Raw genomic sequence first — 22,829 nt, forward strand, 5'->3', positions numbered from 1 at the left:
TTTCGCGACAAATCAAGCTCTTAAAGATCCGTCTTTTGACAAGCTACATCTTTAAGATCAGCACCTTAAAGATAGAAATCAGATCAACACTCTATTTCCTATCTTTGATTGGTACGCTACCTAAGTAACGTCTTTGGCGATCTATACATAGAATTCTGTATAGAAAAAGCGCCTCACCCCTTTTACTCGTTTACACGTAAAGGGAGGTATTTCTATGCCTACTATATTAGCCAATAATCTCTCATTCCAACTTGATACTGGTGAGTGGTTATTCAAAAACATCACCTTTAATTTGAGCACTCGCCTCACCGGCCTAGTCGGAAGAAACGGGGCTGGAAAATCATTGTTACTTTCATTGCTAGTGGGACAAAAACAGCCCACAACAGGCAGTGTTTCACGCCAAGGTTCAATCGGCTTTTACTCTCAATTACCATCAACGCTACTGGGTACCAACATCACCATCGCTGACTTCTTAGGGCTCACCGAAAAGTTAGAAGCGTTAAGCGCCATAGAACAAGGCAGCTGTGAACTGCAGCACTTCAATATCATTGGCGATGATTGGGACTTAGAGTCGCGTACCCAGCAGTTGCTAGGTACATTAAAGATCACTAGTGATTTGAACACGCTTTGTCGCTCTTTGAGTGGTGGGCAACTCGCCCTGTTACAGCTTCATCAGCTGTTCGTATCAAATAACGACATACTGATCCTCGATGAACCTACAAACCATTTGGATAAGGACGGACGCAATTGGCTACTAGAACAATGTCAGATGTTTGCAGGAAAAATACTTGTCGTCAGCCATGATCGAAGCTTATTGAGACAAATGGAGGGGATCTACCACCTCAACAGCTTGGGCGTACGTTTCTATAAAGGAAATTATGATGATTACTTCAAACAAGTGTCTAGTCAAAGCGACGCGCTAGAGAAACAGGTTGCGCATCATCAGTCCGAAAAGAAACGAATCGAGCGTCAAACTCAAGCCAACAAAGAAAAAGCGCAGCAGCGAGAATCTCAGGGAAACCGACTCAGAAAATCAGGTAGCCAACCCAAGATATTATTAGATGCGATGAAAGATAAAGCAGGACAAAGCCAAGCCGCGTCTGTGACAAGCCAAAGGAATCTCATTGACCAAAACCAACATAAACTTCAGTCGCTTAAAGAACAGAAAGAGAGGATAAAACCACAAGCTTTGTATCTACAGCAAAGTAATAGCAGTAAAAAGAGCTCTTTGTTAACCATTGAAAACTGCCGCCTTGTTTACGGCTCTGGTGCGCCCATCAGTTTCTCTTTATCACAAGGGGAACGGTGTTATCTAACCGGTGCTAATGGGTGTGGAAAATCGACACTGTTAAAAGCGATTCACGATCAACACACCAATTATAAGGGATCGATCAAGCGCTTGGGGCCGACTGTCTATTTGGATCAACACTTTGGCCTGTTAGACACCAACGACACTATGTTCGATAGCTTGATGACACACAGCTTTGGGTTAACAGAGAGTGACGCACGAACCTTGTTGGCTGGAATTGGGTTTAGGCGAGACTCCGTATACCGAAAAGTGGCACATTTAAGTGGTGGTGAAAAAATGAAACTGGCGATGTTGATCGTTAGCCACAAGCAAGACACCCCACTTCTATTGCTCGATGAACCGGACAACCATCTAGACATAGACTCACAACAAATATTGGCGTCCGCTTTGCGTGGATACAAAGGCGCATTTATCTTGGTCAGTCATGATGCTGATTTTGTTGAGGAAGTCGGCGTCAGCCAAAACCATATACGACTTTAACCTTCGTAGATTCGTTCACTTAGATTAGTTAAGCGAGCATCGTTCCGGTGCTCGCCTTTCTTGATTGAGACAAGTAAACTACGCGCCTCGAACATCTATTCATAAGGCTAAGGTTTGCATACTCTAGAACAATTAAAATCAGGGCAACTAAACGGTATTAAGCGCTTACAGCTGTCAGACGGTCTCACCGAGTTTCCTTTGGAGATCTTGGAACTTGCCGATTCTCTTGAAATTCTAGACCTTTCAGGTAATCAGCTGTCAGACCTACCAGCCGAGTTATCACAGCTTACTCACCTGCGTATTATCTTTGCGTCGAATAACCTGTTTACGCACCTGCCTGATGTTCTAGGTACTCTTCCTAAGCTCGAAATGGTTGGCTTCAAAACCAACCAAATCAAAACCGTTAGCGAGCAATCTCTGCCTACTCAACTCCGTTGGTTAATCCTGACCGACAATGAGATTGAGGCCCTGCCTATCTCACTAGGTGAAAGACCACGACTACAAAAGCTAGCATTGGCTGGTAATAAGATTCGTGTTTTACCAGATAGCATGGAGAACCTATCAAACCTTGAACTGGTTCGCCTGTCTGCAAACCAACTGACTGAATTCCCTGAGTTCCTAATCAAGCTACCAAAACTGGCATGGTTAGCGTTTGCGGGTAACCCGTTTTGTAAACACCCAAGCAGCTTAGATAGCGTGCCTGCGGTTAGCTCTCAAAGCTATTCACTGAATCAAGTACTTGGCCAAGGCGCGTCAGGCGTGATCTCTCATGCGAGTTGGCTAAATAGCGACTTTGATTTCCCACAAGAAGTAGCGGTTAAAGTGTTTAAAGGCGAAGTCACCAGTGACGGTTACCCACATGATGAGTTAGAAGCGTGCCTTCAAGCTGGCCACCATAACAACTTGGTAAAATCCATTGCTCAAGTTGAGGAACAGGACTACCTAGCTTTGGTGATGGAACTCATTCCAAGCAGCTACTATAACCTAGGTCTGCCACCGACACTCGAGACTTGCACACGTGATACTTTCCCAGAAGGTTTTGAACTTCCGCTCTCGCAAATCGACAACATTATGACTCAGATGATCGATGTATTTAATCACCTGCATGACAACAAGGTTTGTCACGGTGACTTGTATGCGCACAACACCCTAGTCAATGAACAAGGCCAAATGATCTTTGGTGATTTTGGAGCGGCGACCATCTATGGTTACTTGAATGAAGAGCAGCAGCAAGGCATTCGACGTATCGAAGCTCGCGCTCTCAAGTACTTTATTGATGACCTACTGACAGTTTGCGCTGCAAGCGATATCAATTCAGAGCTGTATAAGAAACTCGAAAGCTATCACGCATAAGAGCGACCAAGCTTAAGCGTTTAATCGAGTTTCTCCTGAAATGAAAAAGCTAACGTTTGACGTTAGCTTTTTTGCTTCTAGAGCTGAATTAATCGAAACAGACTTAACTAGCTTCCACCTGAACAAGCTTGAGATAAGAGTGGAGTTCTTGATTCTTATACTCCACTGCCGAATGAATATTGAGGTCTTTACGCGCGACAACATCAAACTGGTAACGATTATCACCTTTATCGATTTCAACTTGCAGCAACCCGCTTTTCAATAACCAATGACCTTGTGTTTCAAATCGGTCAAACAAACGATATTCAGTTAAGCTACCATCAGAATGAAAGTGAACTTCGGTAATGTACCCTGCTGGGCAGCTTTTTACCCAAACACGGTTTTCAATATCACTGGTAACAAAATCGCGCTTGGTTGCACGCCAAACTAAAAACGCTTCGCTGTCGTAAAGATCGATGTCGAGCTCGGTACGAGGAATTAACGGCTGGTCAGTTTGCTCACGACAATAAAGTTGAAGCAAGATTTGCTGCTTAGTGTCGCTCGATAACTCAGTCATTAATCCTTCCTATTCATCCAGAACTACACTAAAGGTGCGTTGTTAGCGATTAAACTAGCTCGTAAGAGACAACGTAAAGCTGAGAAATACCTGGGTAGATATCTTGAATCACATCTTTCAGCACTTGCAGCGTCATGTTCTCTTGTTGTGCATGGAACTCACCCAGCTCATCGAACAGAATTGGTTCTACGCTGATGATCTTAAGATTACAGAACACGCGCCCTTCTTCTAACGTTGAGACTTCAACAACGCTGCCCGGTTGGTAATCACGCTCTGATTCATCGCGAATAGTAATGGTCTTTTTGCCAGAAAGGATGTCAGCTTCAAAACGTCCAAAGAACGTCATAGTAGTTGGTGCAGTCATTTATATCGGTCGCTTAACATTTAAAAGTTAGGTAGATGTTTATATACCAGAATGCCAGATCAAGCGAATAAAAATTAGATGCGGAAGTTCATCTCGTCATTCCCAAGACTGACGGAGGAAGGAGTTGGGAATATCTAAAAGAGACAAATTACAGGCAATAAAAAAGGAGAACCGAAGTTCTCCTTTTCTTAAACCTTTAAGCTAACTCTAAATTATAGAGATGCTTTCGCTTTTTCAACTAGAACAGCAAATGCTGCTTTGTCGAATACTGCGATGTCAGCAAGAATCTTACGATCGATCTCGATAGATGCTTTCTTAAGGCCATTGATGAAACGGCTGTAAGATAGACCATTTTGACGAGATGCCGCGTTGATACGTGCAATCCAAAGTTGACGGAATTGACGTTTCTTGTTGCGACGGTCACGGTAAGCGTATTGACCAGCTTTGGTAACTGCTTGGAAAGCTACGCGGTAAACACGTGAACGTGCTCCGTAGTAACCTTTAGCTTGTTTTAGAACTTTCTTATGACGTGCACGAGCTTGTACACCACGTTTTACGCGAGGCATTATGCTTCTCCTAAACTAAACGAATTTATAAACTAAAAAGAATTAAGCGTATGGCATCATACGTAGAACTTGAGCAACTTCACATTTAGGAAGGATCGAGTTCGGACGTAGCTGACGCTTGTTCTTAGTAGTACGCTTAGTCAGGATGTGACGTTTACCAGCGTGCTTAAACTTAATACCACCAGCAGTTTTCTGGAAACGCTTAGCAGCACCTTTGTTGGTTTTCATCTTAGGCATGATGAATAACTCCGCATTGTTGAGTTGTTAATAACATAGTAATTAGGGCGAATAAAACCCCGCAACCTGAGGCTGCAGGGTTTAATTACTTGCAAAGCCGTTAATTACTTCTTTTTAGGGGCCAACACCATGATCATCTGGCGACCTTCAATTCTCGTTGGGAAAGATTCGACAACTGCAAATTCTTCAGTATCTACTTTCAAACGATTAAGAACGTCAACACCGATTTCTTGGTGAGCCATTTCGCGGCCACGGAAGCGAATTGTTACCTTCACTTTGTTGCCGTCTTCTAGGAAACCAGTCAGGTTGCGTAGTTTTACCTGATAGTCTCCAATATCAGTTCCAGGTCGGAATTTAATTTCCTTGATCTGAACCTGCTTTTGCTTTTTCTTCTGCTCTTTCGCAGCTTTGCTCTTCTCGAAGAGGAACTTACCGTAGTCCATCACACGACAAACTGGCGGCTCGGCGTTAGGGCTAATCTCCACAAGATCCATACCAGCTTCATTTGCAGCTTCCATCGCTTCCGCGATTGTTACTACACCAACAGCTTCGCCGTCTGCGCCAGTTAGACGCACTTCACGAACGCCACGAATGTCACCGTTTAAACGGTGCTGGTTTTGTTTGGCCGGTTGTTGGCCACGTCTTCCGCCTTTAATAGCTATTCCTCCAGATTGAGCTTACGGCTTGAAACTTCGGCTTGGATGTATGAAATAAAGTCATCCACTTTAAACTTGCCAAGGTCCTTACCTTTACGTGTACGTACTGCAATTTCGCCGGCTTCCATTTCTTGGTCACCACACACAAGCATGAACGGTACACGTTTCAAAGTATGTTCGCGGATTTTAAAGCCAATCTTCTCATTTCTCAAGTCTGCTTTGACTCTAAATCCACTTTTTTGCAGTTTTTTCGTAATTTCTTGTACATATTCAGACTGTTTGTCTGTAATACCCATTACAACTGCTTGTTCTGGCGCCAACCACGTAGGGAAGAAGCCAGCGTATTCTTCAATAAGAATACCAATGAAGCGTTCTAGTGAACCTAAAATCGCGCGGTGGATCATAACTGGCGTGTGACGCTCGTTATCTTCACCTACGTAAGTAGCACCTAAACGTTCTGGTAATGCAAAATCGAGCTGCACTGTACCACATTGCCATGCACGGTCCAAACAATCATGCAAAGTAAATTCAATCTTAGGTCCGTAGAACGCACCCTCGCCTTCTTGAATCTCGTATGCAATCTCCATTGACTCTAGCGCTTGCTTAAGATCGGCCTCTGCACGGTCCCACATTTCGTCTGAACCGACACGCTGTTCTGGACGAGTAGATAGCTTAACAACAATGTTTTCGAAACCGAAAGTTGTATAAGTATCGTAAACCATTTCAATACAAGCTTTAACTTCTTGTTGAACTTGGTCTTCAGTACAGAATACGTGAGCATCATCTTGAGTGAATCCACGAACACGCATGATGCCATGAAGTGCGCCAGACGGCTCGTTACGGTGACATGAGCCGAACTCAGCCATACGTAGCGGTAGATCACGGTAAGATTTCAAACCTTGGTTGAAGATTTGAACGTGGCCAGGACAGTTCATTGGCTTAATAGCGTATTCACGGTTCTCTGAAGAAGTTGTGAACATCGCGTCTGCGTACTTATCCCAGTGACCAGAGCGTTCCCAAAGAACACGATCCATCATTAATGGGCCTTTTACTTCTTGGTAATCATACTCAGTCAGTTTCTGACGAATAAATACTTCTAGCTCACGGAAGATAGTCCAACCGTTGTGATGCCAAAACACCATGCCTGGTGCTTCTTGCTGCATGTGGAATAGATCAAGCGCTTTACCGATTTTACGGTGGTCACGTTTAGCCGCTTCTTCTAGGCGCACAAGGTGAGCTTTAAGTGCCTTCTTGTCTTGGAATGCAGTGCCGTAGATACGTTGAAGCATCTTGTTATCACTGTTACCACGCCAGTATGCACCTGCTACATTAAGTAGCGTGAAATGCTGGCAGAAGCTCATGTTAGGTACGTGTGGGCCACGACACATATCGATGTATTCTTCGTGATGGTACAGGCCAGGACGGTCGTCTTTAGAAACATTCTCGTCCAAGATTTCAATTTTGTAAGTCTCGCCGCGAGCTTCGAATGCGTCACGCGCTTCCTGCCAGCTAACTTTCTTCTTAACAACCTGATACTTGGTCTTCGCTAGCTCTTTCATACGCTTTTCAATCTTTTCTAGATCTTCTTGCGTTAGAGAGTGCTCAAGGTCGATATCGTAGTAGAAACCGTTATCGATAGTAGGACCGATCGCCATTTTCGCTTCTGGAAAAAGCTGCTTAATCGCGTGACCTAAAAGGTGAGCACAAGAGTGACGAACGATTTCAAGGCCATCGACTTCATCTTTAGCTGTGATGATTTCTAGGCTTGCATCATTTTCGATAAGATCACAAGCATCAACACGCTCGCCGTCTACACGACCAGCAATGGTTGCTTTAGCAAGACCAGGACCGATTGATAGGGCAACATCTAGAGTTGATACAGGGTTGTCAAATTGACGCTGACTACCGTCAGGAAGAGTAATAATTGGCATTATTTGTCCTTTACAGTGGTGTTGCACACCAAGCAACACATGAAAATGTTTAATATATGTTTTTCAATCAACGAGTATGTTGATCGTAGATATATGCATAATAAAGATACCCACATAGAAGCAAATACAGATGCCCCATTTGTACGTATCCGAGCATTTTAACGAAATAATATGAAATGACAATGATGGAGGGAACCTCCCGACTCTCCTATTGACGTCGTTATGCCAAAAAGTGACTTCCCATTCCCTTGAACCACCTTTCGAATCGAACTGTTCTAACTTACCTATTTCGACTCAACTCTTACAAATTAGTTATTTAGAACTAAGCTCTATAAAGCAACTAGATACAGATGAGGCGCATATGGAGAAGCTAGCTACTTTTATATCACTCACACCTCGTTTACTGTTAACAATAGCCATAGCAGTTACTGCACCAGAAACGGCATGGGCCAACAAAGATTACGGCCCCTTAATCAGTTATACCCAAGCACCATTGCAGTCCGTGCGCCTCACTCCAACACTTCGTTCTGGCTTCCCACTCGAAGAGAATAAGGTTGAAATGTTTACCGCCTTAACTGCCGCGAGCATCTGGGCCCACTCCCCCGACTATCACTTCGACTATTATCAAAACCAACTTCAGACAGGACTGCGGTGGCAATTAACCACAAGGTGGCAAGTAGAATTCAATTACCGTTGGCTTTATGCAGCCAATAATCACCTCGACAAAATCACCATCAATTTTCATGACCTATTTAGCATCGACCAAGCAGGGCGAGACCAGAAAGAGCGACACCAATTCGACATCTATGCACCAGACCACGACATCAATATTCGTGACTTCTCCGGTGACACGCTAACCAGCGCTTTCACGTTCTACAACCAATACCAAATCATAGATCTAGAAAACCACGGCTTGTCATTTGGTTTATCCCTATATCACAACAACGTCAGCCACGGCGCCTTCGAAGGAAGCAGCACCGAGCAAAGTGTACAATTCAACTATTCATACCAACTCGACATCAATACCTTTTATACAAGCTTAGGGTTTACCAATCAGTCCAGTCGAGAGGTCGAAAATAGTTTTTCACATAAAAAGAGAACATGGTCATGGATGGGCGGCTATCAGCTCACACTATTTGAAAAGCATGAGTTACACCTTGAATATCGATGGTATGAAGGCGCAGAAGACGGTGAAACTGAATTTTCGGAAGCCGCGAATGAAATGATGCTTGGGTATCGCTATCTCATGCAGCGTTCAGCTATCGAGATATCCATTATCGAAAACATCTTCAACATGGATAACTCCACCGACGTCGCCTTCCAATTGGCCTATCGTCATCAGTGGTAAACACATTTCAGGTCGAGACAGCAGAATCAAAAAAGCCGAACGAGTTCGTTCGGCTTAATTTTGTCGGCACTGTTGGCAACTACGCACTCATAATTCGTGAGACTGCATTGCGAATGTCTGAATCAGCCGTGTTTGCAGGCAAGCTGAATGAGATGTATTGGTCGCCACGGAAACTCATTGAACGGTCGATTTCTGCTAGGCAGTGAACCATTGAACCTTCTACGATGAATGACAGCTCGATCTCTTTGTTATTCATAAAACCGCCGCTGCGAAATTCAATCTCTTGGTAACAGCCCGAACGCGAAGCAAAGCTGTTGCCTTTTAAGAAGCCCTTCTCTACGTCTGCTTTCACCATGGCCATGCCCGATGCTTCAACACCTTGAATGATTTTAGCGACTGTTGGCAGTGGATGAACGGAGATAAAATCGCGATCTTTAGGGTCAATCGCAAAGCCGATATCTAGGTTTGTTTCAACCCACACATGGCATTGGTTCATTTGTGCGTTCAACGCAGTCACTGGTGTTTCATCATTTAACTTAAGGCGGAATGGGACCAACTTGGTTTCACCCGGTTGAATAACGAAAGACTCTACAGCTCGAATACGACCCAGTGAAAAGGTTTCATAACTGGTGCTATCTTCGGTTTCGACTTTTACTTCTGTATTGAGAACCAAGTTGATCCGGTCGATTTGTTGCTCAACGTCTCCACCAATGATATGAACATTGCCAGACAACTCGCCACCTTGGAAAACTTCAATATTATCTAAGACGGTATCAACCTTTGCTGCACCGATGCCCAACGAGGCTTTTATTTTCTTAAACATATTATTTCCTTTTTAATCATTTGATTTTCTGATAATTATTGCGCGACAATTTGCGACACTTACCTCATAGAATCAAGTAATTCGCACTATCTATGTCGAATAGCATCACATAGTCCGAGGAAATGTTGAAATCATTAAGAAATTCGCTACTCTATTTGTATAGTCAAATAAGGTTTCATTATGTCAAAAGCACCGCTCTACCTGCAAATAAAACAATTCATAGACGAGAAAATCACTAGCGGTTATTGGCCAGTTGGTTATCAGATCACCACCGAACTTGAACTCACAGAACAGTTTAATGTGAGTAGAATGACAGTTAATAAAGCCATTCGAGACCTCGTTTCTGAAGGGAAATTAATCAGAAAACCAAGGCTGGGAACTTTTGTTTGTGAGCCAAATGAAAAAGCCCAATCTCCCTTGCTTGATATCAATAACATCGCGCAAGAGATCAAAGATCGAGGCCAAAAGTATACAAGCAAAGTCATCAAACACGAAAGCAGCAAGGCCGATGAAAGCACCGCCACACGGTTAGGTGTTATGATTCACGAAGAAGTTTTTTATAGTGAAATCATACATTTTTCAGATGGATCACCAATTCAGCTAGAGGCTCGATGGGTTAATTCTCTAGCCGCACCTAAATACCTTGAACAGGATTTTTCGACATCAACACCTAATGAATACCTTTCAAAAAGTTGCCCATTGAGTGCTATTGAGCATACTGTTGAAGCCATTATTCCAGACTCAAAAATTAGAACTTCGCTCAAACTTCTAGAATCAGAACCTTGCCTTCTTTTGAATCGAAGAACATGGAGCAAAGAGCGTCTAATCAGCTTTGCATTGCTCTACCATCCTGGTTCTAAGTACAAATTAAGCTCCAAGATAATTTTAGATTAAAGAACATTACCCTGAACTCTGATCACATTTTTGCAACATAAACTTGATTCAAGTAAACGTTTAGCCTATTTATTTGTATATACATTTAATGTTCAGCAAAGATCTAGGTGATTATGAATTTGATCCTCAAAAACGCACGAGTGGTCTCCATGAGCTCGGGAGCCGATGGTTATCAGCCCTCTTCCCCTCAAGATATCGTTATCGAAAACGGTAAGATCGTGTCCATCTCTTGTTCAAACAACGAGGCGCTTGCTTCTGAGTTACAACAAATCAGTGTTGATAGTTCTTTGGGTTACATCACCTATGATTGCAAGAACAAGCTAGTAACACCTGGGTTAATTGATTGCCACACTCATCTCATATTTGCGGGTAATCGCGCCAACGAGTTTGAGCAGCGTTTGAATGGTGTGTCTTACACCGACATCGCCAAGCAAGGCGGCGGAATTCTGGCGACAGTCACCGCAACACGCGCAGCACAAGAGTCTGAACTGGTTGAAATGGCGCTACCTAGACTCGATGGTCTCCTAAGAAGTGGCGTAACCAGCATCGAAGTAAAATCGGGCTACGGTTTAACGCTTGATGATGAACTCAAAATGTTACGCGCAGCTAAAGCGTTAGAAAATCATCGCCGTATTAAGATCACCACCACTCTCCTTGCAGCACATGCTGTGCCGCCCGAATATAAAGAACAACCGGATAGTTATATCGATCTGGTTTGCCAAGAGATCATTCCTAAAGCCGCAGAACAAGGGTTAGCCGATGCGGTTGATGTGTTCTGCGAATCTATCGGCTTCAACCTAGAACAAACCGAACGTGTATTTGCAGCAGCCAAAGAGCATGGGCTCGCGATTAAAGGCCACACAGAACAGCTTTCTAATATGGGTGGCAGTGCGCTTGCAGCAAAATACGGCGCACTCTCTGTTGACCATGTTGAGTACCTTGATGAAGCCGGAGTAAAAGCGCTGGCGGAATCAGGCACTGCTGCGACGTTACTACCTGGTGCTTTTTATTTCTTGAAAGAGACCCAGCAGCCGCCAATTGCATTACTACGTAAACATAATATCCCTATGGCGATTGCTACCGACTTAAACCCCGGCACTTCCCCTTTTGCCGACCTAACACTAATGATGAACATGAGCTGTACGTTATTTGGAACAACGCCTGAAGAGGCACTGCGCGGTGTGACTTGCCATGCTGCTTCCGCCATCGGCGACTCACAAAACAAAGGTAAAATCGAAATCGGTTATGACGCAGATTTAGCTATTTGGAATATCGAACATCCAGCCGACCTTAGTTATCAAGTCGGTGTTCCTCATCTGCATAAACGCATCGTTGATGGCGAGGTGTGCCATGACTCAATCTAAGTCCAACAACACCCAATATAACGCAACAACCGTACATAACTTTGAGTGGGCGGGACGTAATGATCTCGAAGATGGTGCAATGGGTACGCGTGTTCACCACATCACTAGCCAAATCCAAAATAGTGATTTAAGTAACGAACCGACTAAGAATGCTATCGCCTTAGTTGGCTTTGCCAGCGATGCTGGAGTGGCAAGAAATAAAGGGCGAGTGGGCGCAAAGCAAGCACCTAATCTTATTCGCAAAGCTCTCGCGAATATGGCTTGGCACAACGACACACACATTGCTGATCTTGGCGATGTTGAATGCAATGATGGTCAATTAGAAGTCAGCCAAAAACAGTGCGCTTCTGTGATTGCCAATGCTCTATCAACTAACAAAGTGATTACCCTTGGCGGTGGTCACGAAGTGGCTTGGGCGTCGTTCCAAGGTCTCGCTGAGCATTTACATAAAGCTGAACGCCTTCACAAAGATCAGCCTGAATGCAAACCTAAGATAGGCATCGTTAACTTTGATGCTCACTTTGATCTTCGCGAATTCGAAAGCGACATCGCCGACGTTAAACCCAGTTCAGGCACGCCTTTTAACCAGATCAGTGATTACTGCCACAAGTATCAGTGGCCGTTTCATTACGCTTGTCTTGGTGTGAGCGCAGCCAGCAATACCAAAGCGCTGTTTAACAGAGCTGACCAACTGGGCGTTTGGTATGAACACGACCGCAACATGACCCAAATAAACCAAGTCGCTCAACTGGTTAAGTTACAAAAATTCATCGCTGAGTGTGATTACCTCTATCTCACTATAGACCTAGACGTATTCCCAGCAGCGACAGCACCGGGCGTAAGTGCACCCGCGGCAAGAGGCGTGAGCTATGAAGCACTCGCTCCTTTTTTAGAACAGATTTTCAAACACAGTGAAAAACTCATTATCGCGGACATTGCGGAATACAACCCAGACTATGACATTGATGGCCAAACCGCTCGTTTGGCAGCTCGTTTGTGTTGGGATATCGCCAATGCAATGGCCAACAACTAATCAAGTTATACCGACAGCTATATAACGTGAAACATAAGGAATTCCAGAATGACGGAACACAACAATGACCCTCGTCTCGACACGACTCGCGAAATTCGCGCACCGCATGGTACGGCTTTACGTGCTAAATCTTGGTTAACAGAAGCACCACTACGTATGTTGATGAACAACCTAGATCCAGATGTGGCAGAACACCCACATGCTCTGGTTGTGTACGGTGGTATTGGCCGTGCGGCTCGTGATTGGAAATGTTATGACAAGATTGTCGAAGTATTAGAACGTCTAGAAGATGACCAAACTCTACTTGTTCAATCAGGGAAACCTGTAGGCGTATTCCCGACCCACAAAAATGCACCTCGTGTACTGATTGCCAACTCCAACCTTGTTCCACATTGGGCAAACTGGGAACACTTCAACGAGCTCGATAAAGAAGGCTTGATGATGTATGGACAAATGACAGCAGGTAGCTGGATCTACATTGGCTCACAAGGCATTGTTCAAGGTACTTATGAAACGTTTGTTGCTATCGCGAAAAAGCACTTCCAAGGCGAAGCAAATGGTAAGTGGGTTCTAACGGGCGGTCTTGGCGGAATGGGGGGGGCTCAGCCTCTTGCTGCGACAATGGCTGGTTTCTCAATGATTGCGGTTGAGTGTGATGAATCTCGAATCGATTACCGTCTACGCACTGGCTATGTTGACAAGAAAGCCACCAGCTTAGATGAAGCAATGGCTATGATTAAAGAGTCAGACACGCCTATTTCTGTTGGTCTATTAGGTAACGCGGCAGATGTATTTCCAGAACTGGTTGAACGCAATATCACTCCCGATGTGGTTACTGATCAAACCTCTGCCCACGATCCACTGAACGGCTACTTGCCTCAAGGTTGGACGATGGAGAAAGCCGCACAAGAACGTTTGATTGATGAAGCAAAAGTCGTGAAGGCAGCTAAACAATCCATGGCTGTTCAAGTACAAGCAATGCTAGACCTTCAGTACCGCGGTGCTGCGACCGTAGATTACGGTAACAACATTCGCCAAATGGCACTGGAAGAAGGTGTCGAGAATGCATTTGATTTCCCAGGCTTCGTTCCTGCGTATATTCGTCCTCTGTTCTGTGAAGGCATCGGCCCATTCCGTTGGGCTGCCCTTTCTGGCGACCCTGAAGACATCTATAAAACAGACCAAAAAGTAAAAGAACTGATCCCCGATAACCCACATCTGCACAACTGGCTGGATATGGCACGTGAACGCATCCAATTCCAAGGTCTGCCAGCTCGTATCTGTTGGGTTGGCTTAAAAGATCGTGAACGTTTGGGTCAAGCATTCAATGAAATGGTTAAAAATGGCGAACTGAAAGCACCAGTTGTTATCGGTCGTGACCACCTAGACTCAGGTTCAGTCGCAAGTCCTAACCGTGAAACAGAAGGTATGATGGATGGATCAGACGCTGTATCAGATTGGCCTCTGCTAAATGCTCTGCTAAATACAGCAGGCGGCGCAACTTGGGTTTCTCTGCACCACGGTGGTGGTGTTGGAATGGGCTTCTCACAACACTCGGGTATGGTGATTTGTTGTGACGGCAGTGAAGATGCATCGCAACGTATTGCTCGTGTACTTCACAATGATCCGGCAACCGGTGTTATGCGTCATGCAGATGCAGGCTACGATATAGCCAAGCAATGTGCTAAAGAACAAAAGCTTGATTTACCTATGCTTAACGACGAACTGCGTCATCTTTAATGTCTGGAGAAAACATGTTGAATTTATTAATTAAACCAGGACAGCTCGGCCTACCTGAACTTCGCAAAGTGAGTCGCAGCCCTGTGAGCTTGTCACTCGATCCAGCAGCAATTCCTGACATTGAAGCAAGTACACGCGTTGTAGAGCAAGTGATTGCAGAAGATCGCACTGTGTATGGCATCAATACAGGCTTTGGCTTGTTGGCAAACACCAAAATTGCGCCTGAAGATCTGGAAGTTCTACAAAAAAGTATCGTACTTTCTCATGCAGCTGGCATAGGCAAATTCATGTCTGATGAAACCGTGCGTTTGATGATGGTACTAAAAATTAATAGCTTGTCTCGTGGCTATTCAGGTATTCGACTGAAGGTAATTAATGCTCTAATCGATCTAGTGAATGCACAAGTTTATCCTTGTGTTCCACAAAAAGGCTCAGTAGGTGCCTCTGGTGACCTTGCTCCACTAGCGCACATGAGTACAGTGCTATTGGGTGAAGGCCAAGCACGACACAACGGCAAGGTAGTCACCGGCTTAGAAGCAATGAAAATCGCAGGTCTAGAACCAATAACACTAGCACCTAAAGAAGGTTTAGCTCTGTTAAATGGTACTCAAGCGTCCACAGCATTCGCATTAGAAGGCCTATTCGCTGCGGAAGATTTGTTCGCGTCTGCAACGGTATGTGGTGCTATGTCTGTTGAAGCCGCACTAGGTAGCCGTCGTCCGTTTGACCCTAGAGTCCATCGTGTTCGTGGTCACCGTGGCCAAATGGATGCAGCTCTGGCTTACCGTCATATGCTTGATCAAAATAGCGAGATTGGCGAGTCACATACTAGCTGTGAAAAAGTTCAAGACCCGTACTCACTACGCTGTCAGCCCCAAGTTATGGGGGCATGTTTACAACAAATCCGTAACTCTGCGGAAACCCTAAATGTTGAAGCGAACTCTGTATCCGATAACCCACTGGTTTTTGCTGAAGATGGCGACATCATTTCAGGCGGCAACTTCCATGCGGAACCAGTCGCAATGGCTGCGGATAACCTCGCTCTTGCGATTGCAGAGATAGGTAGCCTTTCAGAGCGAAGAATGGCACTGCTTATCGATAGCGCATTAAGTAAACTGCCACCTTTCTTAGTTGATAATGGTGGTGTGAACTCAGGTTTCATGATTGCTCAAGTGACCTCTGCTGCGCTGGCAAGTGAAAACAAAACACTTGCACACCCAGCTTCAATCGACAGTTTACCGACTTCGGCAAACCAGGAAGATCACGTATCAATGGCAACATTTGCGGGACGTCGTCTTCGATACATGGCTGAAAACACACGTGGCATATTGGCAGTCGAATACTTGGCCGCTGCACAAGGTCTAGACTTCAGAGCGCCGAACCTATCATCACCTCGTGTAGAAGAAGCGAAACAAATCCTTCGAGAAAAAGTCAGCTTCTATGACAAAGACCGCTACTTTTCACCAGATATTGAACAAGCAAACCTATTATTAAAGTTATCAGCACACAACCACCTAATGCCTGAAGGTATTCTGTGTAGCTTCTAGGAGCTATTGAAAACTCAATAACACGTCACATATACAAGGGCTATTAATTAGCCCTTGTTGCATTGAGTCAAGACAAACCCTCCACCCAAAATCGTCACATACCATCCAACATTTCCATCTAATCCATTGATATTTATGAAAAGTTAACTGGATAGACCATTAGATAGAAGTTAGTTAGCTATAATCCACACCAGATTTGATGACTAATAGCGATACTATGTTTCTGACACCTTACTTTTCTACTGAAGACAATGAATTTCAATTCACTCGTGAACAAGCTAGCCACTTTGCAAAAAAAGTAGCTGCTGACTTCAACCCAATTCACGATGAAGACAATAAACGCTTTTGCGTACCTGGTGATCTTTTGTTTGCAGTACTTCTGCAAAAAGAAGGCATTAGCCAAAAAATGCGTTTTGATTTTTCAGGCATGGTTGGTAATGGTATTGCGCTAAGTGTTGATAAAAAATGTGAAAGAGAAAGCTCATTAGTTGATGAAAAAGGCAAAGAATACCTCCACATGTCATGTGAAGGTGAAAAGAGTCACGATCAAGCATTCATCGAGCACGTGGTAACAAACTACGTTAAGTTTTCAGGCATGAACTTCCCGCACATCATGGTGCCTCTAATGGAAGAACAGCAAATGATGATCAACTGCCAACGCCCTCTTGTGATTTATGAGAGCATGGAAGTTGAATTTGTTCGCCTAGACCTAACCAACCCAGAAGTTGAGTTTTCTGGTGCGACTTTTGATGTTGAAGGCAAACGCGGCATCGTAACCCTGAACTTCGATTTCAAAGAAAACGGTGAAGTAGTAGGTAAAGGCGTAAAACGCATGGTAGCAAGTGGCCTTAAGCCATACGACCAAGCTTCTGTAGACGACCTAGTAAACCGCTTCAACGAGCGTAAAGAGATGTTTTTAGCTCAGTTCGCAGCCGCTGCTTAATCAGCATCCTTATTCACACCGCTCGATGTAAATAAGCTCTAGAACAAGATCAATAAAGCCCAGCTTGATATCCTCAAGCTGGGCTTTTTTAGTACGTAACCATCAGTCACATAGTTTCGATGGTTATCCGTTAAGCTTTAGTGATGGAAATGATTTTCGTACAATCAAACCACCGAAAAGGACGAGTAACCATTGCCAAGCCAGTGAACCACCGCTGCCGCCGCCTGAGCTTTTTGCGTTCTGCGTGCCCTCAGACTTAGATATCTTTATCTCGTCGGTATAAGCAAAGTTTTTGATCGTAACTCTGTCATCCCCGTAAGTGCCATACCAATCTTTCACATATTTAATCATAAGACTGTTGTTGGAATCCCTAACCATCGGCAGGTTCACTGAACCAGAAAGCTGACCTGATTCTTTATCGAATTCTTGACCGTTGATATAGAGCTCAAGGTAATCATGATCCAACTCAGACGATACCGTCACATCGAAAGAGACTGTCCCGGTCGGTATACCCTCTACAACCAACATTGTCGATTCGCTGCTACCTATTGATGGAGAGACGATTGTTGATCCTTCGGTACCCCACGCTTGTGTGCTGTAGACGCCACTGTTTGGTATGCTGACATAAGAGTTCACAGTATTCGTTACAGATCTCGCCCCTATAACAGAAGCCGTTGAAGTCACCGTGCCTAATAGTGAGTTAGTGTTAACGTTAATACCAAATTCATGTTCACCGATTGAATTTAGGTTATAACTTACCACAACTTCACAGCTTTGCCCTGCAGTTAAGGTGCTACATCCATTGTCTGTTATAACGGTATCATCTCCGGAAATTGGATAAACACTGTTCACTGCAATATTTTGGTCAGATTTATTTGTGAATTCAAAGGTATGTGAAATAGGAGCCAATAACCTTGCACCTAGCATTTCAGTTTGACGGTGGCTAAACCCAACTTTCTGCTCATCAATCCAATCATCAAAGTAACTAATATTAGTATAAACACCGTAAGCGTCAGCCAGCGCGCACTTTTCTCCCCAACTTACAATCCCCAGTTGTTCATACACTCCATTGGTTGACACAACTATTGGGCCACCACTGTCTCCCTGACAAGAGTCATAACCACCATCACTGTAACCCGCACAGAATGCGTCATTGCCAATAAAGGAGTAACCATAGTAGGGAACGCTATTGCATTGGTACTGGTTAACCAAGGGAACATTGACTTGATACAACTCACTCTTCGATGAATACACATCGGATGCGTCCTGATCACCCCACCCCATAACCGTTAGCATTTGGCCGTCATTCAAGTTGCCGCGAGTATAACCATCGACGAGATTAACCACAGACTCTGACGGCTTTTCTACTAGCTCAATAATAGCAATGTCACTGCCTATCACTTCAGGGTTGTAATATTGATGTACATAAATATTATCAACGGCGTATCTATGTTGTGCAGCTTGAGATGAAGAAAGGTTTGATACGCCAATCACCACATCTAGATCTTCACGACCATTAGCTTCCACACAGTGAGCAGCAGTTAATACATAGCGCTCACCAATGAAGCTCGCACCACAAAACTGACCGTCATAAGCGTTCACGTTCCTTGAGACTAGCGCTGCCATAAATGGCCAATTACCTTTTGTTGCTTCTTTACCGTTTATAATTCGAGCTGAAACATCTGCCAACACCGACATTGAAGACAGACTCACTACACAGACACCTAGCGACAACCACTTCGCCTCAACAATTTTCATTACCTAACCTTTATCCATTTTAATAATGAGGCGCAGACTATTTTATAAAAAATCAATATAAAACCTAAATCATATTAATTTGTGATGTAGATCAACCAAGCGATAATAATTCTTATCTAAATGGTCAATTGTATCTGAATCCACATCAGATCCAGCGCCTAACCTTTTGTTTGTAATCAACATATTCCGCACCGAACAATTGCTCTAGAGCGCGTTCTTCTGGCTTAATTTGGAACTGGTTCATGTAGATTACGAATACAAAACTGAGTAAGACACTGAACAGGTTTTGGAAGAAATAGCCAAGGCAAAACAGTAGGATGAATAGCCCTAAATACATCGGGTTTCGCGTGTAACCAAAAATACCACTGTCCACGACTGCCGAGGCGGTTTCGACCTTGATCGGATTAACGGTGGTTTCCTGCTTTCGAAACTCCCATATACCAGATAATCCGACCACGCCACTCAGTGCAATTCCGATCACCAGAACAATGATCTTATAAGGCAATACTATTGCCCCTACACTCAGGTGCTGAGCACTAAAATAAGACGCGACGAATACTAGTATAAATAGAGCAACCGGTGGGACTTTCAACTCTAGAAATCTCATAGCTTTCCTTATTAACAATTCCATTGTTAGTTTAGAAAAAGCCCAGCAATTGCTGGGCTAAATGTATTAAAGAATTTTTGCGAGCGCTTGTAATGGGTGGGCAAGCTTCTCACCCTCAAAACGCTTCACTTGGCTTCGGCAGGAATACCCCGTCACTAAGCAACGCTCTTTCGGTAAGTCTTGGATCCTTGGCTTCCAACTTAGACCGTATATGTCTTTCGACATTTGTAGCTTATCGACTTCGTGCCCGAAGGTGCCCGCCATACCACAGCAACCGACAGGAACGCTGGTAAGTGCAGCGCCAAAGTGTTTGAAGATAGCGCCCCACTCTTTTTCAGCGTTCGGCATTTTGGTTTTCTCAGTACAGTGAGCAAACAAGTACCACATTTCTTCACTTGCTGAGCGCGCTTCGAACTCACCTAACGATGGCATTAACCATTCATGCACAGTAAGCACATCAAAGTCGCCGCGCTTATCACCTAAGATCTCAACGTATTCATCGCGGTAACAAAGCACAAGAGCAGGGTCAACACCGACCAAAGGAATACCAATATCCGCCACCATCGACAAGAAATCCGAAGTCGATTTGGCTTCACGAGCAAAACGACTTAAGAAGCCTTTGATGTGCAGTGCTTTACCATTTGGCTTAAACGGCAGCAGTACCGGTGTTTTGCCAAGCTTCTGAGCCAGAGTGACGAAGTCTTCAACGACTTCTGCATCATAAAAACTAGTAAACGGGTCTTGAACGATGAGCACATGCTGTTTCTTATGTTCAGAAGACAAGCCTTCTAAATACTGTAGGTCGAAGAGTTGCAGCTCTTTACTTGCCAGACGACTTTTTAGCGTAGGCACAGACATCAGCGGTGCATCAACATAACCGACCGTTTTAGCTGTTGCCGTTTGGATCCACTTTTGACCCAATGCTGCGTTCACTACTTTTGGCGCTTTCGCCATCAGCGGCAGCATGGTTTCAATATTGGCGACTAAATAGTCTTTTGCTGGGCGCTGGTAACGCGAGTAGTAGATGTTTAAGAATCGAGAACGGAAACTTGGAACATCGACTTTAATCGGACATTGACTCGCACACGCTTTACACGCCAAACAACCGCTCATCGCTTCATGAACTTCATGCGAGAAGTCGTACTCATGGCGTTTGTTCATCGTGTTACGAACACGTTCCACCATGGTTTTAACCGGAGTATTGTCCTTCAGCGCTTCTTGCTCTAAATCAAGAATATCGACGCCTTGCTCCGTCAGCTGACGCAACCATTCTCTCACTAGGCCTGCACGGCCTTTTGGTGAGTGACGACGGTCTGCCGTGACTTTCATCGAAGGACACATTGGCGAGCTCGTATCGTAGTTGAAACACAAACCGTTACCGTTACACTCCATCGCTTGCTTAAAGCTATCGCGAACTTGTACGTCAATCTGACGATCATAAAAGCCACGTTTGGTATCAGTCACTTTTACCAATTCAGCATCACTGTCTAATGGCGTACAGATCTTGCCCGGATTCATCTTGTTATGTGGGTCGAATGCGGCTTTAACACGTCTTAATTCGGTAAACAGCTCTTCACCAAAGAAGTCAGGACCATATTCAGAACGAAAGCCTTTACCGTGTTCACCCCACATTAAGCCGCCGTATTTCGCCACCAGCTTAACCACTTCATCAGAAACTTCGTGCATCAATGCTTCTTGCATCGGGTCACACAAATCTAAAGCAGGGCGAACGTGCAGTACGCCCGCGTCAACGTGACCAAACATGCCGTAGTTCAGCTCTTTTGAATCGAGTAACACTCTAAATTCAGAGATAAAATCCGCCAAGTTTTCCGGTGGTACGCAGGTATCTTCAGCAAAAGCGACCGGCTTAGCTCGACCTTTTGCTGCACCTAATAGACCCACCGCTTTTTTACGCATGTTGTAGATTCGGCCAATGCTCGCTAAGTCGCTGCACACTTGGAAACCAATCACACCCGCTTCTTCGGTTTCTACCATGGTTTCAAGTTGCGCGGTCAGCGCTTGAACTTGTTGTTCAACTTCCGCTTCATCTTGACCTGCAAACTCAACCATGTTGATGCCAAGCATCTCTTTATTTGGCACATCCATAAGCAGGTCGCTCACGGTGTGCCAAACAATATCTTGCTTCGCAAGATTCAATACTCTTGAATCAACGGTTTCAACAGATAGTGCTTTCGCTTCAACCATGAACGGCGCATTACGCAACGCAGAGTCAAACGTGTTGTATTTCACGTTAACCAGTGTTCGAGCTTTTGGAATTGGCGTTAAATTTAGTTTTGCTTCAGTAATGAATGCGAGTGAACCTTCGGCACCGCATAAAACGCGAGTCAGATCAAAGCTGTCATCTTGTTCATTGATTGCATTCTTTAGATCGTAGCCTGTTAAGAAGCGATTCAACGGGGGGAATTTATTTAGGATTTGAGCACGTTTTTTACGACAAACAGCCTCAGTCACCGCAAGTGCATGGTGAGCAAATTCACCCTCAACGGGTAAGCCGTTTGATAAATCAGATTCTAGACATGAACCATCTGCGAACACGGCTTGCAGCGACAACACATGATCAGAGGTTTTCCCGTACTTGAGTGACCCTTGGCCAGAGGCATCGGTATTAACCATGCCACCTATAGTTGCTCGGTTACTGGTTGAAAGGTCTGGAGAAAAAAAGTAACCGTAGGGACGCACAGCATCGTTCAATTGATCTTTAACGACGCCAGACTGAACTCTTACCCAGCCTTCGTTTTCGTTAATCTCAAGAACCTTATTCATATATCGTGATAGGTCAACCACCACGCCTTTTGTTAATGACTGTCCGTTTGTGCCAGTACCACCGCCGCGAGGAGAAAAAGTCACTCGTTCGTAAGCGGATTTAGAACCTACTTTGCCGATCAATGCAACGTCGTGCGTTGTCTTAGGAAGAATGACAGCCTGTGGCAATTGCTGATAGACACTGTTATCAGTCGCCACGGCCAAACGGCTAGAATATTGAGATTCAATGTCGCCAGTAAAGCCCACTGTTTTTAAATCATCTAAAAAGCGTACGACTACTGGGTCGACATCAGCATTGAGTTGAAGTCTTGGTAACATTTGCTTCCTGCCCCTACTTCGCTGATCCTATCAGCATTGGGTTATTTAAGATTTTAGTAATTTTCTTTGAATTTCGTCACTTTACTACTATTAAGATCATATAAAAAGGTGCTCAAATAAGAATCTCAGTGCAAGAATAGAGAAATAGTCACTTTTGTCTTAATTCAGTAGTAATATATTGAATAACATTTTGTTTAAGGCACTTCACGAGCACATCA

Annotated in this window: 19 protein-coding genes; 9 read left to right on the top strand and 10 right to left on the bottom strand. The window is 44.3% G+C overall.

Going from position 1 to position 22,829, the window contains the following annotated elements; translation table 11 throughout:
- The first annotated feature begins 214 nt into the window (after positions 1-214).
- Both ACED48_RS03150 and ACED48_RS03155 read left to right on the top strand, forming a co-directional pair.
- A complete protein-coding gene (locus ACED48_RS03150) occupies positions 215-1,789 on the top strand; it encodes an ATP-binding cassette domain-containing protein (protein WP_017055198.1) in 1,575 nt (524 codons plus the stop codon).
- A gap of 114 nt (positions 1,790-1,903) precedes the next feature.
- On the top strand, positions 1,904-3,142 hold the full coding sequence (locus tag ACED48_RS03155; RefSeq protein ID WP_017055197.1) for a leucine-rich repeat-containing protein kinase family protein: 1,239 nt from the start codon (positions 1,904-1,906) through the stop codon (positions 3,140-3,142).
- A 103-nt stretch (positions 3,143-3,245) separates the two neighbouring features.
- Here the strand turns inward: ACED48_RS03155 and ACED48_RS03160 are convergent, their stop codons facing one another.
- From ACED48_RS03160 to thrS, 6 genes are all read right to left on the bottom strand, one after another.
- Positions 3,246-3,698: a hypothetical protein gene (locus tag ACED48_RS03160; protein ID WP_017055196.1), complete on the bottom strand. Its 453-nt coding sequence runs from the start codon at positions 3,696-3,698 to the stop codon at positions 3,246-3,248.
- A gap of 49 nt (positions 3,699-3,747) precedes the next feature.
- On the bottom strand, positions 3,748-4,062 hold the full coding sequence (gene yqfB / locus ACED48_RS03165; RefSeq protein WP_017055195.1) for a N(4)-acetylcytidine aminohydrolase: 315 nt from the start codon (positions 4,060-4,062) through the stop codon (positions 3,748-3,750).
- A 212-nt stretch (positions 4,063-4,274) separates the two neighbouring features.
- Positions 4,275-4,628, bottom strand: coding sequence for a 50S ribosomal protein L20 (gene rplT / locus ACED48_RS03170; protein ID WP_004733517.1), 354 nt, complete (start codon positions 4,626-4,628; stop codon positions 4,275-4,277).
- A 42-nt stretch (positions 4,629-4,670) separates the two neighbouring features.
- Positions 4,671-4,865, bottom strand: coding sequence for a 50S ribosomal protein L35 (gene rpmI / locus ACED48_RS03175; protein ID WP_004738430.1), 195 nt, complete (start codon positions 4,863-4,865; stop codon positions 4,671-4,673).
- A gap of 104 nt (positions 4,866-4,969) precedes the next feature.
- Positions 4,970-5,521 (bottom strand): translation initiation factor IF-3, encoded by a 552-nt coding sequence (gene infC / locus ACED48_RS03180; protein ID WP_077680304.1) that lies wholly within the window; start codon positions 5,519-5,521, stop codon positions 4,970-4,972.
- Positions 5,522-5,523: 2 nt separating this feature from the next.
- Complete coding sequence (thrS, locus tag ACED48_RS03185) at positions 5,524-7,452, bottom strand: threonine--tRNA ligase (protein WP_017055194.1); 1,929 nt, start codon at positions 7,450-7,452, stop codon at positions 5,524-5,526.
- A 361-nt stretch (positions 7,453-7,813) separates the two neighbouring features.
- Here thrS and ACED48_RS03190 point away from each other — a divergent pair, with 361 nt between their 5' ends.
- Entirely contained in the window at positions 7,814-8,800 is a 987-nt protein-coding gene (locus tag ACED48_RS03190) for a DUF3187 family protein (protein ID WP_017055193.1), read from the top strand.
- Between the two features lie 79 nt (positions 8,801-8,879).
- Here ACED48_RS03190 and ACED48_RS03195 read toward each other — a convergent pair whose 3' ends face one another.
- Complete coding sequence (locus ACED48_RS03195) at positions 8,880-9,623, bottom strand: sporulation protein (RefSeq protein WP_017055192.1); 744 nt, start codon at positions 9,621-9,623, stop codon at positions 8,880-8,882.
- Between the two features lie 180 nt (positions 9,624-9,803).
- Between ACED48_RS03195 and hutC the strand changes: the two genes are divergently transcribed.
- From hutC to ACED48_RS03225, 6 genes are all read left to right on the top strand, one after another.
- A complete protein-coding gene (gene hutC / locus ACED48_RS03200; protein ID WP_017055191.1) occupies positions 9,804-10,517 on the top strand; it encodes a histidine utilization repressor in 714 nt (237 codons plus the stop codon).
- A 113-nt stretch (positions 10,518-10,630) separates the two neighbouring features.
- Positions 10,631-11,881, top strand: coding sequence for an imidazolonepropionase (gene hutI / locus ACED48_RS03205; RefSeq protein WP_017055190.1), 1,251 nt, complete (start codon positions 10,631-10,633; stop codon positions 11,879-11,881).
- Positions 11,868-12,914 carry a formimidoylglutamase gene (hutG, locus tag ACED48_RS03210; RefSeq protein ID WP_017055189.1) on the top strand — a complete coding sequence of 349 codons (1,047 nt, stop codon included), beginning with the start codon at positions 11,868-11,870 and terminating at the stop codon, positions 12,912-12,914. The genes hutI and hutG overlap by 14 nt, the downstream gene beginning before the upstream one ends.
- A gap of 48 nt (positions 12,915-12,962) precedes the next feature.
- Positions 12,963-14,654, top strand: a complete 1,692-nt coding sequence (gene hutU / locus ACED48_RS03215) for a urocanate hydratase (protein ID WP_017055188.1) — start codon at positions 12,963-12,965, stop codon at positions 14,652-14,654.
- A 14-nt stretch (positions 14,655-14,668) separates the two neighbouring features.
- Positions 14,669-16,201 carry a histidine ammonia-lyase gene (gene hutH / locus ACED48_RS03220; RefSeq protein WP_017055187.1) on the top strand — a complete coding sequence of 511 codons (1,533 nt, stop codon included), beginning with the start codon at positions 14,669-14,671 and terminating at the stop codon, positions 16,199-16,201.
- A gap of 217 nt (positions 16,202-16,418) precedes the next feature.
- Positions 16,419-17,144, top strand: a complete 726-nt coding sequence (locus tag ACED48_RS03225) for a DUF3581 domain-containing protein (RefSeq protein ID WP_017055186.1) — start codon at positions 16,419-16,421, stop codon at positions 17,142-17,144.
- Between the two features lie 123 nt (positions 17,145-17,267).
- Here ACED48_RS03225 and ACED48_RS03230 read toward each other — a convergent pair whose 3' ends face one another.
- The 3 genes from ACED48_RS03230 to ACED48_RS03240 all read right to left on the bottom strand — a co-directional run bounded on the left by ACED48_RS03230 (position 17,268) and on the right by ACED48_RS03240 (position 22,611).
- A complete protein-coding gene (locus ACED48_RS03230) occupies positions 17,268-18,896 on the bottom strand; it encodes a trypsin-like serine protease (protein WP_029626799.1) in 1,629 nt (542 codons plus the stop codon).
- Positions 18,897-19,047: 151 nt separating this feature from the next.
- Positions 19,048-19,509, bottom strand: coding sequence for an isoprenylcysteine carboxylmethyltransferase family protein (locus ACED48_RS03235; RefSeq protein ID WP_017055184.1), 462 nt, complete (start codon positions 19,507-19,509; stop codon positions 19,048-19,050).
- 66 nt (positions 19,510-19,575) lie between these two features.
- Positions 19,576-22,611, bottom strand: coding sequence for an FAD-binding and (Fe-S)-binding domain-containing protein (locus tag ACED48_RS03240; RefSeq protein WP_017055183.1), 3,036 nt, complete (start codon positions 22,609-22,611; stop codon positions 19,576-19,578).
- Between the last annotated feature and the right edge of the window lie 218 nt (positions 22,612-22,829).

The sequence above is a fragment of the Vibrio sp. 5S239 genome, from assembly GCF_041439575.1.
In the GTDB taxonomy this organism is placed as follows: domain Bacteria; phylum Pseudomonadota; class Gammaproteobacteria; order Enterobacterales; family Vibrionaceae; genus Vibrio; species Vibrio kanaloae.